The 14,255-nt window shown below is 51.3% G+C and carries 13 protein-coding genes and 1 tRNA gene; 3 read left to right on the top strand and 11 right to left on the bottom strand.

Annotated elements, in window-relative coordinates; translation table 11 throughout:
• The first annotated feature begins 85 nt into the window (after positions 1-85).
• Positions 86-1,795: an AsmA family protein gene (locus OGV89_RS02630; RefSeq protein ID WP_057101841.1), complete on the top strand. Its 1,710-nt coding sequence runs from the start codon at positions 86-88 to the stop codon at positions 1,793-1,795.
• Between the two features lie 42 nt (positions 1,796-1,837).
• On the opposite strand, the gene OGV89_RS02635 is transcribed toward OGV89_RS02630, so the two are convergent.
• The 9 genes from OGV89_RS02635 to OGV89_RS02675 all read right to left on the bottom strand — a co-directional run bounded on the left by OGV89_RS02635 (position 1,838) and on the right by OGV89_RS02675 (position 11,911).
• Entirely contained in the window at positions 1,838-2,515 is a 678-nt protein-coding gene (locus OGV89_RS02635) for a D-lyxose/D-mannose family sugar isomerase (RefSeq protein ID WP_286558096.1), read from the bottom strand.
• Positions 2,516-2,564: 49 nt separating this feature from the next.
• The gene (locus tag OGV89_RS02640; protein WP_286558098.1) at positions 2,565-3,425 is read right to left on the bottom strand and encodes a ketose-bisphosphate aldolase; all 861 of its coding nucleotides are present in this window, start codon (positions 3,423-3,425) and stop codon (positions 2,565-2,567) included.
• Positions 3,426-3,505: 80 nt separating this feature from the next.
• Complete coding sequence (locus OGV89_RS02645) at positions 3,506-4,357, bottom strand: class II fructose-bisphosphate aldolase (protein ID WP_286558100.1); 852 nt, start codon at positions 4,355-4,357, stop codon at positions 3,506-3,508.
• An 11-nt stretch (positions 4,358-4,368) separates the two neighbouring features.
• Entirely contained in the window at positions 4,369-5,460 is a 1,092-nt protein-coding gene (locus OGV89_RS02650) for a PTS fructose transporter subunit IIC (RefSeq protein WP_003837581.1), read from the bottom strand.
• A gap of 26 nt (positions 5,461-5,486) precedes the next feature.
• The gene (locus OGV89_RS02655) at positions 5,487-5,807 is read right to left on the bottom strand and encodes a PTS fructose transporter subunit IIB (protein WP_003844521.1); all 321 of its coding nucleotides are present in this window, start codon (positions 5,805-5,807) and stop codon (positions 5,487-5,489) included.
• 19 nt (positions 5,808-5,826) lie between these two features.
• Positions 5,827-6,297, bottom strand: a complete 471-nt coding sequence (locus tag OGV89_RS02660) for a PTS sugar transporter subunit IIA (protein WP_003842172.1) — start codon at positions 6,295-6,297, stop codon at positions 5,827-5,829.
• 26 nt (positions 6,298-6,323) lie between these two features.
• Positions 6,324-7,877, bottom strand: a complete 1,554-nt coding sequence (locus tag OGV89_RS02665) for a BglG family transcription antiterminator (protein ID WP_071667594.1) — start codon at positions 7,875-7,877, stop codon at positions 6,324-6,326.
• Between the two features lie 322 nt (positions 7,878-8,199).
• Positions 8,200-10,518, bottom strand: coding sequence for an alpha-xylosidase (yicI, locus tag OGV89_RS02670; protein ID WP_286558102.1), 2,319 nt, complete (start codon positions 10,516-10,518; stop codon positions 8,200-8,202).
• A 10-nt stretch (positions 10,519-10,528) separates the two neighbouring features.
• Positions 10,529-11,911, bottom strand: coding sequence for a glycoside-pentoside-hexuronide family transporter (locus OGV89_RS02675; protein WP_286558105.1), 1,383 nt, complete (start codon positions 11,909-11,911; stop codon positions 10,529-10,531).
• A 290-nt stretch (positions 11,912-12,201) separates the two neighbouring features.
• Between OGV89_RS02675 and OGV89_RS02680 the strand changes: the two genes are divergently transcribed.
• Positions 12,202-12,296: transfer RNA gene (locus tag OGV89_RS02680), tRNA-Sec, on the top strand.
• A 6-nt stretch (positions 12,297-12,302) separates the two neighbouring features.
• On the opposite strand, the gene OGV89_RS02685 is transcribed toward OGV89_RS02680, so the two are convergent.
• Together OGV89_RS02685 and OGV89_RS02690 are read right to left on the bottom strand one after the other, a co-directional pair.
• On the bottom strand, positions 12,303-13,511 hold the full coding sequence (locus OGV89_RS02685; RefSeq protein ID WP_086538652.1) for a DUF3644 domain-containing protein: 1,209 nt from the start codon (positions 13,509-13,511) through the stop codon (positions 12,303-12,305).
• A 35-nt stretch (positions 13,512-13,546) separates the two neighbouring features.
• Positions 13,547-13,738: a toxin-antitoxin system HicB family antitoxin gene (locus OGV89_RS02690; protein WP_086538653.1), complete on the bottom strand. Its 192-nt coding sequence runs from the start codon at positions 13,736-13,738 to the stop codon at positions 13,547-13,549.
• Between the two features lie 125 nt (positions 13,739-13,863).
• Here OGV89_RS02690 and OGV89_RS02695 point away from each other — a divergent pair, with 125 nt between their 5' ends.
• Positions 13,864-14,154, top strand: a complete 291-nt coding sequence (locus tag OGV89_RS02695) for a SymE family type I addiction module toxin (RefSeq protein ID WP_003844489.1) — start codon at positions 13,864-13,866, stop codon at positions 14,152-14,154.
• Positions 14,155-14,255: the final 101 nt, after the last annotated feature.

The raw sequence follows: 14,255 nt of genomic DNA on the forward strand, positions 1-14,255 counted from the left end.
TAACGCTCTTTCACCATTCCCGCCTTGAGCATTGCGTCTAAATCGTGCATAACTTGACTATGTGCACTTCGCGGGATGGAAGACCATGAAATTTATTGGAAAGCTGCTTCTTTACGTGCTGATCGCCCTTGCAGTGGCGATCCTCGGCCTTTATTTTCTACTGCAAACCCGCTGGGGCGCAGAGCACGTCAGCGCCTGGGTTTCACAGAACAGCAGCTACCATCTGGCCTTTGATGCCATCGATCACCGGTTTTCTTCCCCTTCCCATATTCTGCTGGAAAACGTCACCTTTGGCCGGGATGGTCAGCCCGCCACGCTGGTCGCCAAAACGGTCGATATTGGACTCAGTAGCCGCCAAATCACCGACCCGCTGCACGTAGACACCATTTTGTTGCAAAACGGCACACTGAATCTTTCCCAGCAAACCGCGCCGTTGCCGTTTCAGGCCGATCGCCTGCAATTGCAGGATATGGCGCTTAACAGCCCCGGTAGCGAGTGGAACCTCAGCGCCCAGCGCGTTAACGGAGGTGTCATCCCCTGGAGCCCTGAGGCAGGTAAAATTCTCGGCAGCAAAGCGCAAATTCAGCTCAGCGCCAGTTCGTTGACGCTCAACGATGTCCCGACCACCAACGTCTTGATTGAAGGCAGCATTGACCATGACCGGGTGACGCTTAGCAATATTGGCGCAGACGTGGCGCGTGGAGCATTAACCGGCGTAGCGCAACGCAATGCCGACGGGAGCTGGGTAGTGGAGAATCTGCGCCTGAATGATATCCGGCTGCAAAGCGACAAATCGCTGGCCGACTTTTTTGCCCCGTTAAGCACCATTCCTTCCCTGCAAATTGGTCGTCTGGAGGTAACGGATGCCCGTCTGCAAGGCCCTGACTGGGCGGTGACGGATCTCGATCTGAGCTTGCGCAACATGACCTTCAGCAAGGACGACTGGCAAACTCAGGAAGGAAAATTGTCGATGAACGCCAGCGAGTTTATCTACGGCTCTCTGCACTTCTTCGATCCGATTCTGAACGCCGAGTTCTCACCACAGGGCATTGCGCTGCGCCAGTTCACCACCCGCTGGGAAGGCGGTATGGTCAGAACATCCGGAAACTGGCTACGCAGCAACAAAGCGCTGGTCCTCGATGATGCCGCGATTGCCGGTCTGGAATACACGCTGCCGGAAAACTGGAAGCAGCAGTGGATGAAATCTCTGCCAACATGGCTAAACAGCCTGACGCTGAAGAAATTCAGCGCCAGCCGCAATCTGGTAATTGATATCGACCCGAGTTTCCCGTGGCAGCTCACCGCGCTTGACGGTTACGGCGCTAACCTCGGGCTGGTACAGAACAATCAGTGGGGGATCTGGAGCGGGAGCGCCACCCTCAACGCCGCTGCTGCTACCTTTAACCGCACGGATGTACGTCGTCCTTCGCTGGCGCTGACGGCGAACAACAGCACCATCAATATCAGCGAACTGAGCGCCTATACGGAAAAAGGGCTGCTGGAGGCCACCGCCAGCATTTCTCAGTTGCCTCAGCGCCAGGCTCAGATCAGCCTGAACGGACGCGGCGTGCCAATGACGATCCTGCAGCAGTGGGGCTGGCCCGCACTGCCGCTTTCCGGCGATGGTAATATTCAGCTTACCGCCAGCGGCAATATTCAGGCCGATACGCCGTTCAAGCCAACGGTCAACGGGCAACTACATGCGGTGAACGTGGAGAAACAGCAGGTCACGCAGACTATGCAGGCGGGAGTGGTTTCAGGGAGTGAAGTCACAGCACCACCACCTGCGCAATAATTTATTGCCCGGTGGCGCTTCGCTTACCGGGCCTACTCACGCTCATAAACGAATATATTCACTGCACAACAGCCACTTCACCGGCTCATCCTCTTCAATCGCCGGGAAGCGACAGCCAGGTTCCAGAAAGTGGTTGTCATGCTGGTCGTCATTGACCATCGAGATTTCCCAGCCCAGCACGAACGCCTTCTCCGCCCAAAAGCGATGATACAAGCGCGGCGGCAGGCACACCCCCTGTCCCGGTTTCAATACCAGCGTCTCGCCAGCGTCAACGGTACGCCGCTGACCATCGACGCTAACTTCAACAATACGCCGTGCGTCATACCCATCATCAGGCGTGGCCCATGCCAGCTGCATACATAAGTCACCGCCGCCGCGATTCACGATATCTTCCATTTTATGGCGATGAAAATGCCATGGCGTTTGCTGATCCTGCTGAATTTGCAGCATCTTTTCAGCATACGGTTTGGGGTAATTAGCTGACCCTGGCTGACCATTGCGCAACGTCAGTAACGTCAGTCCCGTTTGCGCAAAATCTCCACGCCCAAAGTCGGTAATATCCCAGCCCAGCTGGAGATCGCGCACTTCACGCCACAGAGATTGATCCTGTTGCCGCCAGGCATCGATCGTAAAATACGCAAAATCAGGCAGACAGACCCGAAAAGTCTCGGCGATGGCATGCGCTTTATCGACGGCATAATTAATATGTGAACGCTTCATTCCACTTTTCCTTATTGCGAAAGAGGCGGGTCGCCCCGCCTGCATGCCGTTAGTAAAGTGATGCTTTGCCGGTTGAACCGAACAATTTCATTTTGTGGCGGATCACGTCCCGCGCGGCGCTAATGGCTTCTGGGTAGATTACGTTCGGGTCCCACCAGGTTTCTTTTGCCAGGATTTCGCGGACTTTCTGGAAATAGGCATATTTCATATCGCTGGAAATGTTGATTTTGCCAACACCCAGCGTGACGGATTCGGCAATTTCCGCATCCGGGTTCGCGGAACCACCGTGCAGCACCAGCGGAATATCCACACGCCCGGCGATGTCGCGCAGGATGTTCATTTGCAGCTCTGGCTGCATCCCTTTCGGGTAGATCCCGTGCGCGGTTCCAATCGCCACCGCCAGCGTGTCTGCACCGGTTCGGGCGATAAAATCCTCTGCCTGAGCAGGATCGGTATAAGTAACCTTCGACACGCCGCCTTCCACTGACGTCCCGGTCTGACCAATCGTACCCAACTCCCCTTCCACAGAAACACCTACCGCATGCGCCAGCTTGACCACTTCGCGGGTCAGCGCCACGTTCTCTTCATACGGCAGCAGCGAGCCATCAATCATCACCGAGGTAAACCCACACTGAATCGCCCGCAGCACATGCTCAACTGAAGCGCCATGGTCCAGATGCAGAGTAAAGGGAACCGGGCTGCGCAGAGTGATATCGCGGACATAGCTAAAAAACGCATCGCCGACAAAATTATGTTCACTGGGGTGAATAGAGATAATCGCCGGGGTATTGGTCGCTTCCGCTTCCTCCACTACTGCACGTACAAAGCAGCTGTCCGCCACGTTGAATGCGCCGATAGCAAAACCGTGCTGACGAGTAGGTTGTAGTAATTCTTTCATCGAAACTAACATGTTAATTCTCCAGTTTCAGGGTGTAGAAAGCCCTGCCAGTGCGTCATCGCAGAGGCATAGAAGGCGTTACAGAAAATGAATCAGGCTTTGCCGATAGCGCCGCTGGCCTGCAGGTACGGAATAATGGCTTCCTCGCAGGCCTGTTCCATCAGGGCCAGGGCATTAACGAGTTCACCGGATGTGTCACGACACAGGGTATGCAGTAGCGCAGCCTTTCCGGCTTCGAAAACCGCCGCACCAACGTTTATCTTGGCGACACCAAACGTCGGGCAACGCTGTAGCTGATCAAACGGCGTCCCGCTGCCGCCATGCAGTGCCAGAGGTACCGTTGATAACCGGGCTATTTCCTCCAGCCGCAGGAAATCAATAGCAGGTGTGATACCCGGCGCGTACATGCCGTGTGCCGTACCCACCGACACCGCCAGCAAATCGATCCCGGTCTGTTGGATAAAGGGTTCCACGTCGGCGGCCTGAGTCATCAAATCCACGTTAGTCACATGGTCATAGCGCGGAGCATCGGCCAGATGACCCAGCTCACCTTCCACGCACAGAGAAACGCTGGCTGCGAGCTCGACCACTGCCCGGGTCTGGCGAATGTTCTCCTCCAGCGCAAAGGCGGAGGCATCGATCATTAACCCGCTGAATCCGGCGCGAAAAGCCTGACGAATGCGTACAGGATCCTTTCCATGATCCAGCGCCAACGCGACCGGTACTGAGGCTTCTTCCGCCAACGTTTTGACGATCGCTACTGCTAGCGGCGCAGGAAAATGGTCCAGATGCCCCTGATACAGATTCAGAATGATGGGCGCACGGTGTTTCTCTGCCACCCGAACCGCCGCGCGGGCGCTTTCCAGGTTCATGCAGTTAATAGCCAGCAGCGCGTACTGCTCACGCCAGGCTTTCGTCACCATGCTTTTCATATCGGCAAACATACGGCCTCCGGTTATTCCAGGGTGAAGGTGATCTCTTCGTCTTTCAATTTTTGATCGCTGAGTTCATCAAACTCTTCGTCACGCTCAGTCACCGGTTTCTTCCACAGCGACAACATGACACCGCAAATCACCGTGCCGATCCCCAGCGCCAGGCAAAACAGCAGCGGATGCGTAAAGAGCGGGACCACAAACATGCCGCCGTGCGGTACCGGGCTTTCGACACCCCACACCATAATCAGGCCGCCCGCAATCGCCGAGGCCACCACGCAGGAGCCCACCACACGCAACAGGTCACGCGCTGCAATCGGAATGACCCCTTCGGTAATCATGCAGATCCCCATCGGGAATGCCGCTTTCAGCGCCTCGCGCTCCGCACGGGTGTATTTGTGACGCGTCAGCAGGAAAGAGAGCGTAATGCCGAACGGAGGGATCATCGAACCAACAAACTTCACCGCTTCCGGACCGTACACACCGCTGACCAGCATGCCGTCAGCAAACAGCGACATGGTTTTATTCACCGGTCCGCCGAAGTCGAATGTCGCCATCGCACCGAGGATAGCGCCCATCAGAAAGCGGGATCCGCCCTGCATGGACTCCAGCAGATGAATCAACGCGTCCTGCAGCCAGGCTATCGGCTTGCCAATCAGCGTCATCATCAACAGGCCGCCAATGACGGTACTCAGTACCGGCAACACCATGATGGGCATCAGCCCCTGCATCGACTGTGGCAAACGGATATAGCGCTTAAGTAGCAGTACGGTATAACCGACCAGGAACCCGCCCAGCATCCCGCCGATAAAACCGGTATGAATTTCGCCGCAAACAAAGCCGACAATCAGGCCCGGCGCAAATCCGGGACGATCGGCAATGGAGTACGCAATCGCCGCACTAATCAGCGGTACGATTAACCCCATCCCCCAGCCGCCAATCTGGTTGAGCATCCAGGGTATGGTTCCTGTTTTTTCACCCACGTTAGTGCCGCCAAGTATTTGCCCGAGAGCAATACAGATCCCGGCGGCGACAATTAACGGGATCATCCACGAAATCCCCGTTAATAAATGTCTTTTTATTTCCTGAGATAGCGGAATTTTATTTTCACTCATGTGAAATCCCTCCAGAATGAGGATCGCTACTGGTTATTATTAACTAATGATTTTTCGACCTTTTCAAGAAACTGAATGGGCGATTTTATGACGATTTCGGTTTTCACTCGCACAATGCGTTTATTTGAAAATCGTTCCTCCCCTTTTATTTTGACATCGACAGCAAGAATTACGACATCAGCTGCAGAAATATCCTCTGTCAGCAGTTCGTTCTCCGTGCCGATAGTTCCCTGGGTTTCAACTCTTATATTATGACCAAGCGCTTTAGCACCTTTAATTAGCTTCTCACGGGCAATATAGGTGTGCGCAATACCCGCCGTACAGGCGGCAACACAAACAATATTCATAACATGCTCCACTTTTTATTTAGCAGACGTTGGATTCAGCATATTGGCTAAAAAGCTCAATAATTTTCTGTGGACTGCTTTCGACTAACAGTTGTTCAATAATGTCGTCATCCGCCAACGCGCCGGCAACCTGCGAAAGCAGACGAATATGTGTAGTATTTTGATCCTCAAGGCGTACGGCAAACAGAATGATGCAGCGCACGTTGCTGCCATCCAGGGTTTCCCAGGGAATATCCTGGCGGGTACGCCCAATTGCCAGCGTGGTATTGACCACTGCCGAGGATTTCCCGTGCGGGATCGCAATATGATTTTCGAAGCCGGTCGAGCCTTCTGATTCACGCTGCCAGACATCCTGAATAAACGTTTCCCGACAGCTAATTGCCCCATCTTTCTGCAGAATATCCGTCAGTTCCTCAATAACCTCCGTTTTGTTTGTGGCCTTCATATCCAAAATAACGCGATTTGTATTGAGTATTTTCGTGATGTCCATCAATCATACCTCATGGAGTTCAGACATTAATTTTCGACGACCAGCGACGTCGCCCGATGTAATTTTTCCGTAATAACCGTTTCTGTTACCCGCTTAATATCTGCATCATTGAAAAAGGCGGTGACATACACGACCGGCATAGCAACGGCAGGTAAATTTATCGTCGATACCACCAGTTCAATATCGTCCGTCAGTACGGAGGGCAGGCTGCCTGCCGATACCACGCCGACGATAGTCCAGTCCGGAAAGGCGCGCAGAATACGGCTTTTGAGTAAGTGAGAGGTGCCAATACCGGTTGAGCAGACCAGCAGCACACGCTTACGCGCTATCTGCCGCTCCATTGCGGCTTGAAAATGCACGGTTAAATATCCCACCTCATCTTCCGACACGGCCCGCTCGCCCCAACCGCTAAACACCCGATTCACCGCGCACTGGGTCAGACGCCACACGTCCTGCAACTCGCCTTTAATATCCTCCAGCAGCGGATTACGAATGCGGATCTGGTAGTTCAGGCGGTTAATCAGCGGCTTAATGTGGATCAGCAATCCGTCATACAGCGCCGTGTCCTGGCTAAGATCGCTGTCGACCATCTCGGCAAAGGAGGCAATCAACCGATGGGTAATCAAACGCGCTTCGTCGCTAGAGTGCATATGGCCAATCACGCTCACGTCGTTATGCTCTTCAATTACCACGCCGGAAGAGATAATGTATTGATAAATAAACCAGACTTCATCTTCCGGTAGCGGGTGGGCAATGCGTTTTTCAATATGTTGAATCATCCGGCTGGCAATGGAAAAAATATTCTCGTCACATGAGGTGATATTTTCATCTTTTCTCGGCAGCGCATTGCCCCGCGTGATGCGGTACATCATGATCAAAATATGGGTAAAGATATTGACGTAATAAGGCTCGCCCAGAGACCAGCACAGGTCGTTCTCCATTTCCTGCAATAACGTCTGGACAAATAAAACATCTTCTTCGCCAAAGTAATGCACTAAGGCTTTATAACTGCCCGGGTCAAGGCGTGAATAAACCACGTTACCAGGTTCATTATGGTTAATCACGCCGTTAATCAGCGACGCCATCGCCTGGCGTACACCGCTCTCGCTGCCTTCGATATGCGTGCCGCTCTGACTGCGAATCAACGACAGGCCCAGTGGGGTAATCCAGGATTCAATTACTTTCAGATCGTTAACAATCGATGCGCTACTAATGAAATAACGTTCGGATAATTTACTGATCGACGTTTCATGCGGCGTTTCGCTTAATAACTGTGAGGCTATCTTGACTCGCCGTGAATTATTCATCATGCCGTCAGTATCATCACCTTCCGATCCTAATAACTGATCCATATATAAAAGGTCGGTAATATTATCGGAACTTAATATCACCCCAGCACCAGCACGTTTATCGATGGTTATTTTCCATTCTGATAACCATGGTTCCAGTAAGCGCAGATCGCGCTGCACAGTTTTCTCTGAAACAGATAAATACTCGGCAATTTTCAGCAGCGTGACATATTCCTTCTTAGACAGAAGAAACTTTAATAATCTGTTTTGTCGCGAGGTAATCATTTGCATTATTTACCCTTATCACACACCAGATTAAATAGCTAAAGAAGCGCTTATGCTCCACGTGTAATCCGTGATGATAAATATAAGAGGACTACGATGCGTCAACAATACTAAATCGTGTCCAGTAATCCGGACAGAAATAAGACAAAAAGAGGAAATAGTGAGATATTTACGGCGCAGATCACATTTTTCGCGGGAATCAGAGTGATACCGCTCGCAAATATGCAGAGATAAAAATTTAATTCAGGATGTTTTGGATTTTCAGATCTGGAATGCTGCTCGCAGCGTGGGCCGGATAAAACGCATCCGGCACCACGTCGACACATACTTACAAGGTAATCGTCAGCTCACTGCCCTGTGGAGTAATAACTACACCCAGCTCGCTGCCCATATGCGACCCGCATTTAATGCCGCCAATTTCCTGAATATTTCGCAGGCACAGCGTCCAGTTACGTGCCTCACCGTTCCCTTTCACAGTGATGGTATTACCTACACGCGTCGCCTTCAGCGTGAAGATAACCGAGCCGTCCATCGCAGGCACTTCACACACCGCTTCCCGGCCCTCCTGCAGATGGAACAGCTGGAACGCGGTTCCTTCATGCCAGGCGTAGTCCGGCTTCTGGTTATTGCTGCCCAGCGCCAGCAGAGTGTTCTCGCGCACGTAGACTGGCAGACTCAGGAAGCCATGCTGCTGTTTATGCCAGCGACTGCCAGACACCTCGTCGTTACGCCACAGATGCGTCCAGCGTCCTTCCGGCAGGTAAAACTGCACATCGCCCGCCTCGCTAAACACCGGCGCAACCATCACGCTATCGCCCAACATGTACTGGCGGTCGAGATAATCACATGCCGGATCGTCCGGGAACTCCAGCATCATTGCGCGCATCATCGGCGTTCCTAGCTCATTGGCGCGCGCCGCTTCGCGATACAGATACGGCATCATGCGGCATTTCTGCTCGGTGAAGTAGCGCACCACATCGCAGGATTCGTCATCGTACGCCCACGGTACACGGTAGGATTTGCTACCGTGCAGACGGCTGTGGCTGGAGAGCAGCCCGAACGCACACCAGCGCTTGTAGACGTGCGCCGGGGCAGTATTCTCAAAGCCGCCAATATCGTGACTCCAGAAGCCAAAGCCGGACAGACCAATGGACAACCCGCCGCGCAGGCTTTCGGCCATCGATTCATAGTTGGCATAGCAATCGCCGCCCCAATGCACCGGAAACTGCTGCGCGCCGACCGAAGCTGAACGGGCAAACAGCACCGCCTCTTCTTCACCGACAGTCTCTTTCAGCACGTTCCACACCAGTTCGTTGTAGATGTACGCATAATGGTTATGCATTTTCTGTGGATCAGAACCGTCGAACCACTGCACATCCGTGGGTATACGTTCGCCAAAGTCGGTTTTGAAGCAGTCAACGCCAATATCCACCAGACCTTTCAGCTTATTGGCATACCACTCACAGGCCTGCGGATTAGTGAAGTCATAAATCGCCAGGCCCGGCTGCCATTTATCCCATTGCCACAGGGAACCATCCGGCCGCTTGAGCAGATAGCCTTTCTCTTTCAGCTCGTTGAAAATCGGTGATTTCTGGCCAATATACGGGTTAATCCACACGCAGACCTTCAGCCCTTTTTCTTTGAGGCGGCGGATCATGCCTTCCGGATCCGGGAAGGTCAGCGGATCCCACTCAAAGTCGCACCACTGGAAGGCTTTCATCCAGAAGCAGTCAAAGTGAAAAACGTGTAGCGGCAGATTGCGCTCGCCCATGCCGTCGATAAAGCTGTTGACCGTCGCTTCGTCATAATTGGTGGTGAACGACGTGGTCAGCCACAGGCCGAACGACCAGGCGGGCGGCAGCGCGGGACGGCCAGTGAACTGGGTATAACGGTTCAACACGTCCTTCGGCGTTGGGCCGTCGATGACGAAATATTCCAGATACTCACTTTCCACGCTGAACTGCACTTTCGACACTTTCTCAGAGCCGATTTCAAACGACACGCACTGCGGATGATTCACCAGCACACCGTAACCGCGGTTGGTGATATAGAACGGGATGTTCTTGTAAGATTGCTCGGTGCTGGTGCCGCCGTCACGGTTCCAGGTTTCTACCGTTTGCCCGTTACGCACCAGCGCGGTGAAGCGTTCGCCCAGTCCGTATACCGTTTCCCCAACACCCAGATCCAGGCGCTCAAACATATAGTTGCGCCCGCTGTGGGTATCCTGCACGTAGCCGTTATTTTTTAGCTGACTGCCGGTAATACGTTCGCCATTACGCAGGAAATCCAGCGACCAGAACTCACCTTTAGTCACGCGCACGCTCAAGTTACCGCTCTTCAGCTCAGCAAATTCGGCGGTGTTGTGCATCTCGACCTTCACATCCTGCAGCACATTTAGCGGGTAATGCGGACCGGTATCCAACGCCCCCTGGAAGTGCTCCATACGCACACCCACCACGCCTTCCTGCGGCGAGAAGAAGCGCAGGGTAAACAATGGGGTATCCAGTTGCCAGGTACGTTCACGCACGTCGCGCGGCGCAACGTAGACAATCATCTCATTGCCCTGCTGTTCAACCTCGAACACCTGAATCGGGTTAATCACGTTCAGACCGGGCTGAATCAGCCAGTTTCCATCGCTAATTTTCATTGTCGGTTCCTTAGTTCTGTAATTCTTTCGTCGTAAAATCCTGCTGATTGCGGCGCGCCCCCTGAGCCAATTGATTCATGATTTCAGTCAGATACGGCGTTTTCAGGGTATAGAAGCGTTTGGCGATCACGGCACTCAGCAGGTAGCAAATAGCCGGGACTATGGTGAACAGCGCGATGATGATGCTAATGGTGGCGCCGTTCTGGGTTTTCGCTGCAGCGTCGTAGCCCCCACCTGCCAGCATCCAGCCGATCAGCGCCCCACCGAGCGCCAGGCCCAGCTTGAGCACGAACAGCGTGCCCGCAAAGCTGATCCCCGTCAGACGTTTTCCGTTACACCACTCGCCGTAATCCACGGTGTCGGACATCATTACCCACTGAATTGGCGTCACGAGCTGATGCAGTACGCCAATCACGAAGATGAAGACGAACATAGTGATGTTGGCGTGCATCGGTACGAAGAACATCGCCAGACTGACGACCGCCAGCGCGGCGTTGGTCCACCAGAAGACGCTGACTTTGCATTTCCAGTCAGTCAGCGGTTTTGCCAGCGCAGAGCCGATCAGGTTGCCGACGCAATAGGTGGTGAGGAAGGCGACAAACACTTCTGGCGTGCCCAGAATCCAGGTGACGTAATACATCATCGCCCCGCCGCGTACGCAGACAGCAAGGATGTTGAGGATGGTCAGCAGGCCGACGATGCGCCATTGATCGTTCTGCCAGATGTCGCGCAGGTCTTCACGCATTGAGTTGCTGCTCGGCGGCGCTTCCACGCGTTCTTTGGTGGTGAAAAAGCAAAATGCCAGCATCAGGAACGCCACAACCGAGAGCACGGCAATCCCGCCCTGAAAGCCGAACGCTTTATCCTCGCCGCCAATCAGATTTACCAGCGGCATCATCAGCACGGTGGAGAGCATGCCGCCCGCCGTCGCCAGCACAAAGCGCCATGACTGCAGGGAGATGCGCTGCGTGGGGTCATTGGTGATCACGCCGCCCAGCGCACAATAGGGAATATTCACCACGGTATAAAGCAGGGTCAGCAGCGTGTAGGTGATTGCGGCATAAATCATTTTGCCATGCAGGCTGAGATCCGGTGTGCTGTAGGCGAGCACACAGACCAGACCAAACGGCAGTGCGCCAAACAGTACCCACGGGCGAAATTTCCCCCATCGCGACCGGGTGCGGTCGGCGAGCAGTCCCATGCAAGGGTCTGAGATAGCATCCAGCGCGCGGGCCAGCAGGAACATGGTGCCGACAAATCCGGCCGGAATACCAAAAATATCGGTATAGAAGAACATCATATATAACATGACGTTATCGAAGATAATGTGGCTCGCCGCATCGCCCATTCCGTAGCCAATCTTCTCTTTAACGGACAAAATCTCACTTTTCATTACGCATCCTTGTTAGCACTTTCACACGCACTGATACCGGTTACAGTTCTTGTAAACCATCCCTGTGAGCGCGGGTATTCCGATATCTCGTTATCAAATTACGATTCTTGTTTTCTGTGATCAGAGTTGCGTCGAAAAATGTGATGAAATGTAACTACCGGATTTATTGAGGATTTATATGAAACCGATCATGGCAAGACAAAAGGGAAGTTAAAAAAGTGAGTGAGGGGGTGTGGAAACCGTAGGAAGTAGCTATAATGCGCCCCGCCTCCATGTAGCAATCGAGGCGCGGAAGATCGTCATCTCCGGTGAGGTGGCTGGACTTCAAATCCAGTTGGGGGCGCCAGCGTTCCCGGGCAGGTTCGACTCCTGTGATCTTCCGCCAAAATTCCTATTTTTTGATGATTTTTTTGTAATGGGTTGTTGACTCTTCTAGCCATCCAGGTTGTTCTAAGTTTTTAATAACCCATTGTATGAATTTCTCAGAATAACGATGTCTATTATCAATGGTATAATGCATATCAGATCGTTTTGCTTTCTGTATATTATGCTTCTTAATTATTGCGGTGAAAGAAAATTTCGTGAGTACAACATTCTTCTGTTGGCTATTTATTTTCTCAATTGCTGAACCTTGATAATAAGGATGAGTTATATCAGGATCTCTAGTTTCTCGAATAATTATTGCATTACTACCTTGGTTTCCTAAACCCAATGATAAATCACTATCTTTCTCACATTTAGTAAGTGTAAGCTTATAGTCAATTGATATACTAAATTCATTTGAGTTTTGTTCTTTAGAAGCTTTATGAAATCTTGTCAGAAACTCACGTGCAACATTTGCAGTCATCTCACCATAGTTTTCTTTAATAGTGGATATATCACTTTTAGGGCCATCTACAACTAAGCTTAACATTCCAACGCTCTGTCCAGCTAATGGTGACATACCTGTTTCTTTCAAATAACGTTGTTGATAATTTAAAACATTAGCCTGAAAAAGACGAGAAAGCTCCGGTTGTAACTCAGGTAATAATAAATGTATAGCCCCATCTCTAAGTTCAATTAAAGTATCTAGATTTTTCTTAACAGGATCATTTTGCTGCAACCTTTTATTAATTGCATCAGTTATACTTACAGAATATCCATTTTTCTTAAAAACTGCATCCATGCCTAAATACTTAAGTAATTCTGCTTTTAACAATAGCTCCCAAGCATTGACTGATAGTATACAAAATGCTTCAACTCTATTATCTAGTGTTGGCCTATTATATACCTCCAATGACAAAACAAATGCATCCAAACTTCTTTTCAGGAGAGATTTATAAATTTTTGTTTCTGGTGTAAGATTTTTTGCTCTTAAAGATTGAGACATCAAACAAATAAAATCGTCATTTGATATCGTCTGTATTCCTTCACACTTCCATAGCTTACCATTCAAACTATTTAAATATATTCCATTCAACTTCTCATTTATATATTTTCTTATACTGTTTTCAGTATAACCAGTTTCAGTAGCTAACTCAGTAATCGTGAATAACTTTCTAGACTTTTCAAATCTTCTTAGCACATCCAATAACTTCAATTGGTTAGCTGTTCTAGCCATTTCAAATTCCCTCTCAAATAATAATGCCTATGAACTTACCCATTGGGTTTAATACCTTTCCTCCGCAACGCCTCCCTCGCCAGTTCCTTCAACCAACTGGCGAGACTTACCCCTTCTTCAGCAGCTACTGCATCCAACTGCTCCTTCAATGCCGGATCAATACGCATTTTGAACTGCGGTGACTGACCGCCGCCTTTTGGTTTTTTTTCGCGCGATATGATTGACATGGGGCCACCTATCCAATTACTCTCACTATATAGGAGGCCACCTAAAAGCCTTCTACACTAGCAACGCCCCGTTGTGCGGGAACACAGCCGGAGCGTCTAACCTCACCACTATCAAGGAGTTGATTATGGCTGATTCGCATTCTACCCCAGACAGCGACCAATCCGGAACCGAGCGTTCGGTAATTGTGGGATATCGCCCGAATGTTTTCGACAAATCTACACCCAAAATTATTCTTTCCGGCAAATGGCTCCGTGCGGCAGGGTTTGATACCGGGCAACAGATTACCGTAAAAGTGATGAACGGCTGTATCGTCCTGATGGTCTACGGCGAGCAGGAACAACGATTGCAGGATGAGCTGCAAGAGGCAAATCAGAAGCTGAACAGAATTGAGAGCACGCTGGCGACTCTCCAGTGAAGTACGGCTGAACCTGTAAGCGTTACTTACAGGTTCACTTGGTGCCGGATGGCGCTTGCGCTTATCCGGCCTACGAACTGCACACAGCAAAAAATAACGTT

Source organism: Citrobacter sp. Cf125 (genome assembly GCF_030333935.1).
Taxonomy (GTDB): domain Bacteria; phylum Pseudomonadota; class Gammaproteobacteria; order Enterobacterales; family Enterobacteriaceae; genus Citrobacter; species Citrobacter freundii.

Excerpts from the sequence above, each read along its gene's own strand:
- OGV89_RS02685 (WP_086538652.1), bottom strand. The coding sequence starts at position 13,511 with ATGGCTAGAACAGCTAACCAATTGAAGTTATTGGATGTGCTAAGAAGA.
- OGV89_RS02630 (WP_057101841.1), top strand. The coding sequence starts at position 86 with ATGAAATTTATTGGAAAGCTGCTTCTTTACGTGCTGATCGCCCTTGCA.
- OGV89_RS02645 (WP_286558100.1), bottom strand. The coding sequence starts at position 4,357 with ATGTTTGCCGATATGAAAAGCATGGTGACGAAAGCCTGGCGTGAGCAG.
- yicI (WP_286558102.1), bottom strand. The coding sequence starts at position 10,518 with ATGAAAATTAGCGATGGAAACTGGCTGATTCAGCCCGGTCTGAACGTG.
- OGV89_RS02640 (WP_286558098.1), bottom strand. The coding sequence starts at position 3,425 with ATGTTAGTTTCGATGAAAGAATTACTACAACCTACTCGTCAGCACGGT.
- OGV89_RS02695 (WP_003844489.1), top strand. The coding sequence starts at position 13,864 with ATGGCTGATTCGCATTCTACCCCAGACAGCGACCAATCCGGAACCGAG.
- OGV89_RS02690 (WP_086538653.1), bottom strand. The coding sequence starts at position 13,738 with ATGTCAATCATATCGCGCGAAAAAAAACCAAAAGGCGGCGGTCAGTCA.
- OGV89_RS02660 (WP_003842172.1), bottom strand. The coding sequence starts at position 6,297 with ATGGACATCACGAAAATACTCAATACAAATCGCGTTATTTTGGATATG.
- OGV89_RS02675 (WP_286558105.1), bottom strand. The coding sequence starts at position 11,911 with ATGAAAAGTGAGATTTTGTCCGTTAAAGAGAAGATTGGCTACGGAATG.
- OGV89_RS02655 (WP_003844521.1), bottom strand. The coding sequence starts at position 5,807 with ATGAATATTGTTTGTGTTGCCGCCTGTACGGCGGGTATTGCGCACACC.
- OGV89_RS02635 (WP_286558096.1), bottom strand. The coding sequence starts at position 2,515 with ATGAAGCGTTCACATATTAATTATGCCGTCGATAAAGCGCATGCCATC.
- OGV89_RS02665 (WP_071667594.1), bottom strand. The coding sequence starts at position 7,877 with ATGCAAATGATTACCTCGCGACAAAACAGATTATTAAAGTTTCTTCTG.
- OGV89_RS02650 (WP_003837581.1), bottom strand. The coding sequence starts at position 5,460 with ATGAGTGAAAATAAAATTCCGCTATCTCAGGAAATAAAAAGACATTTA.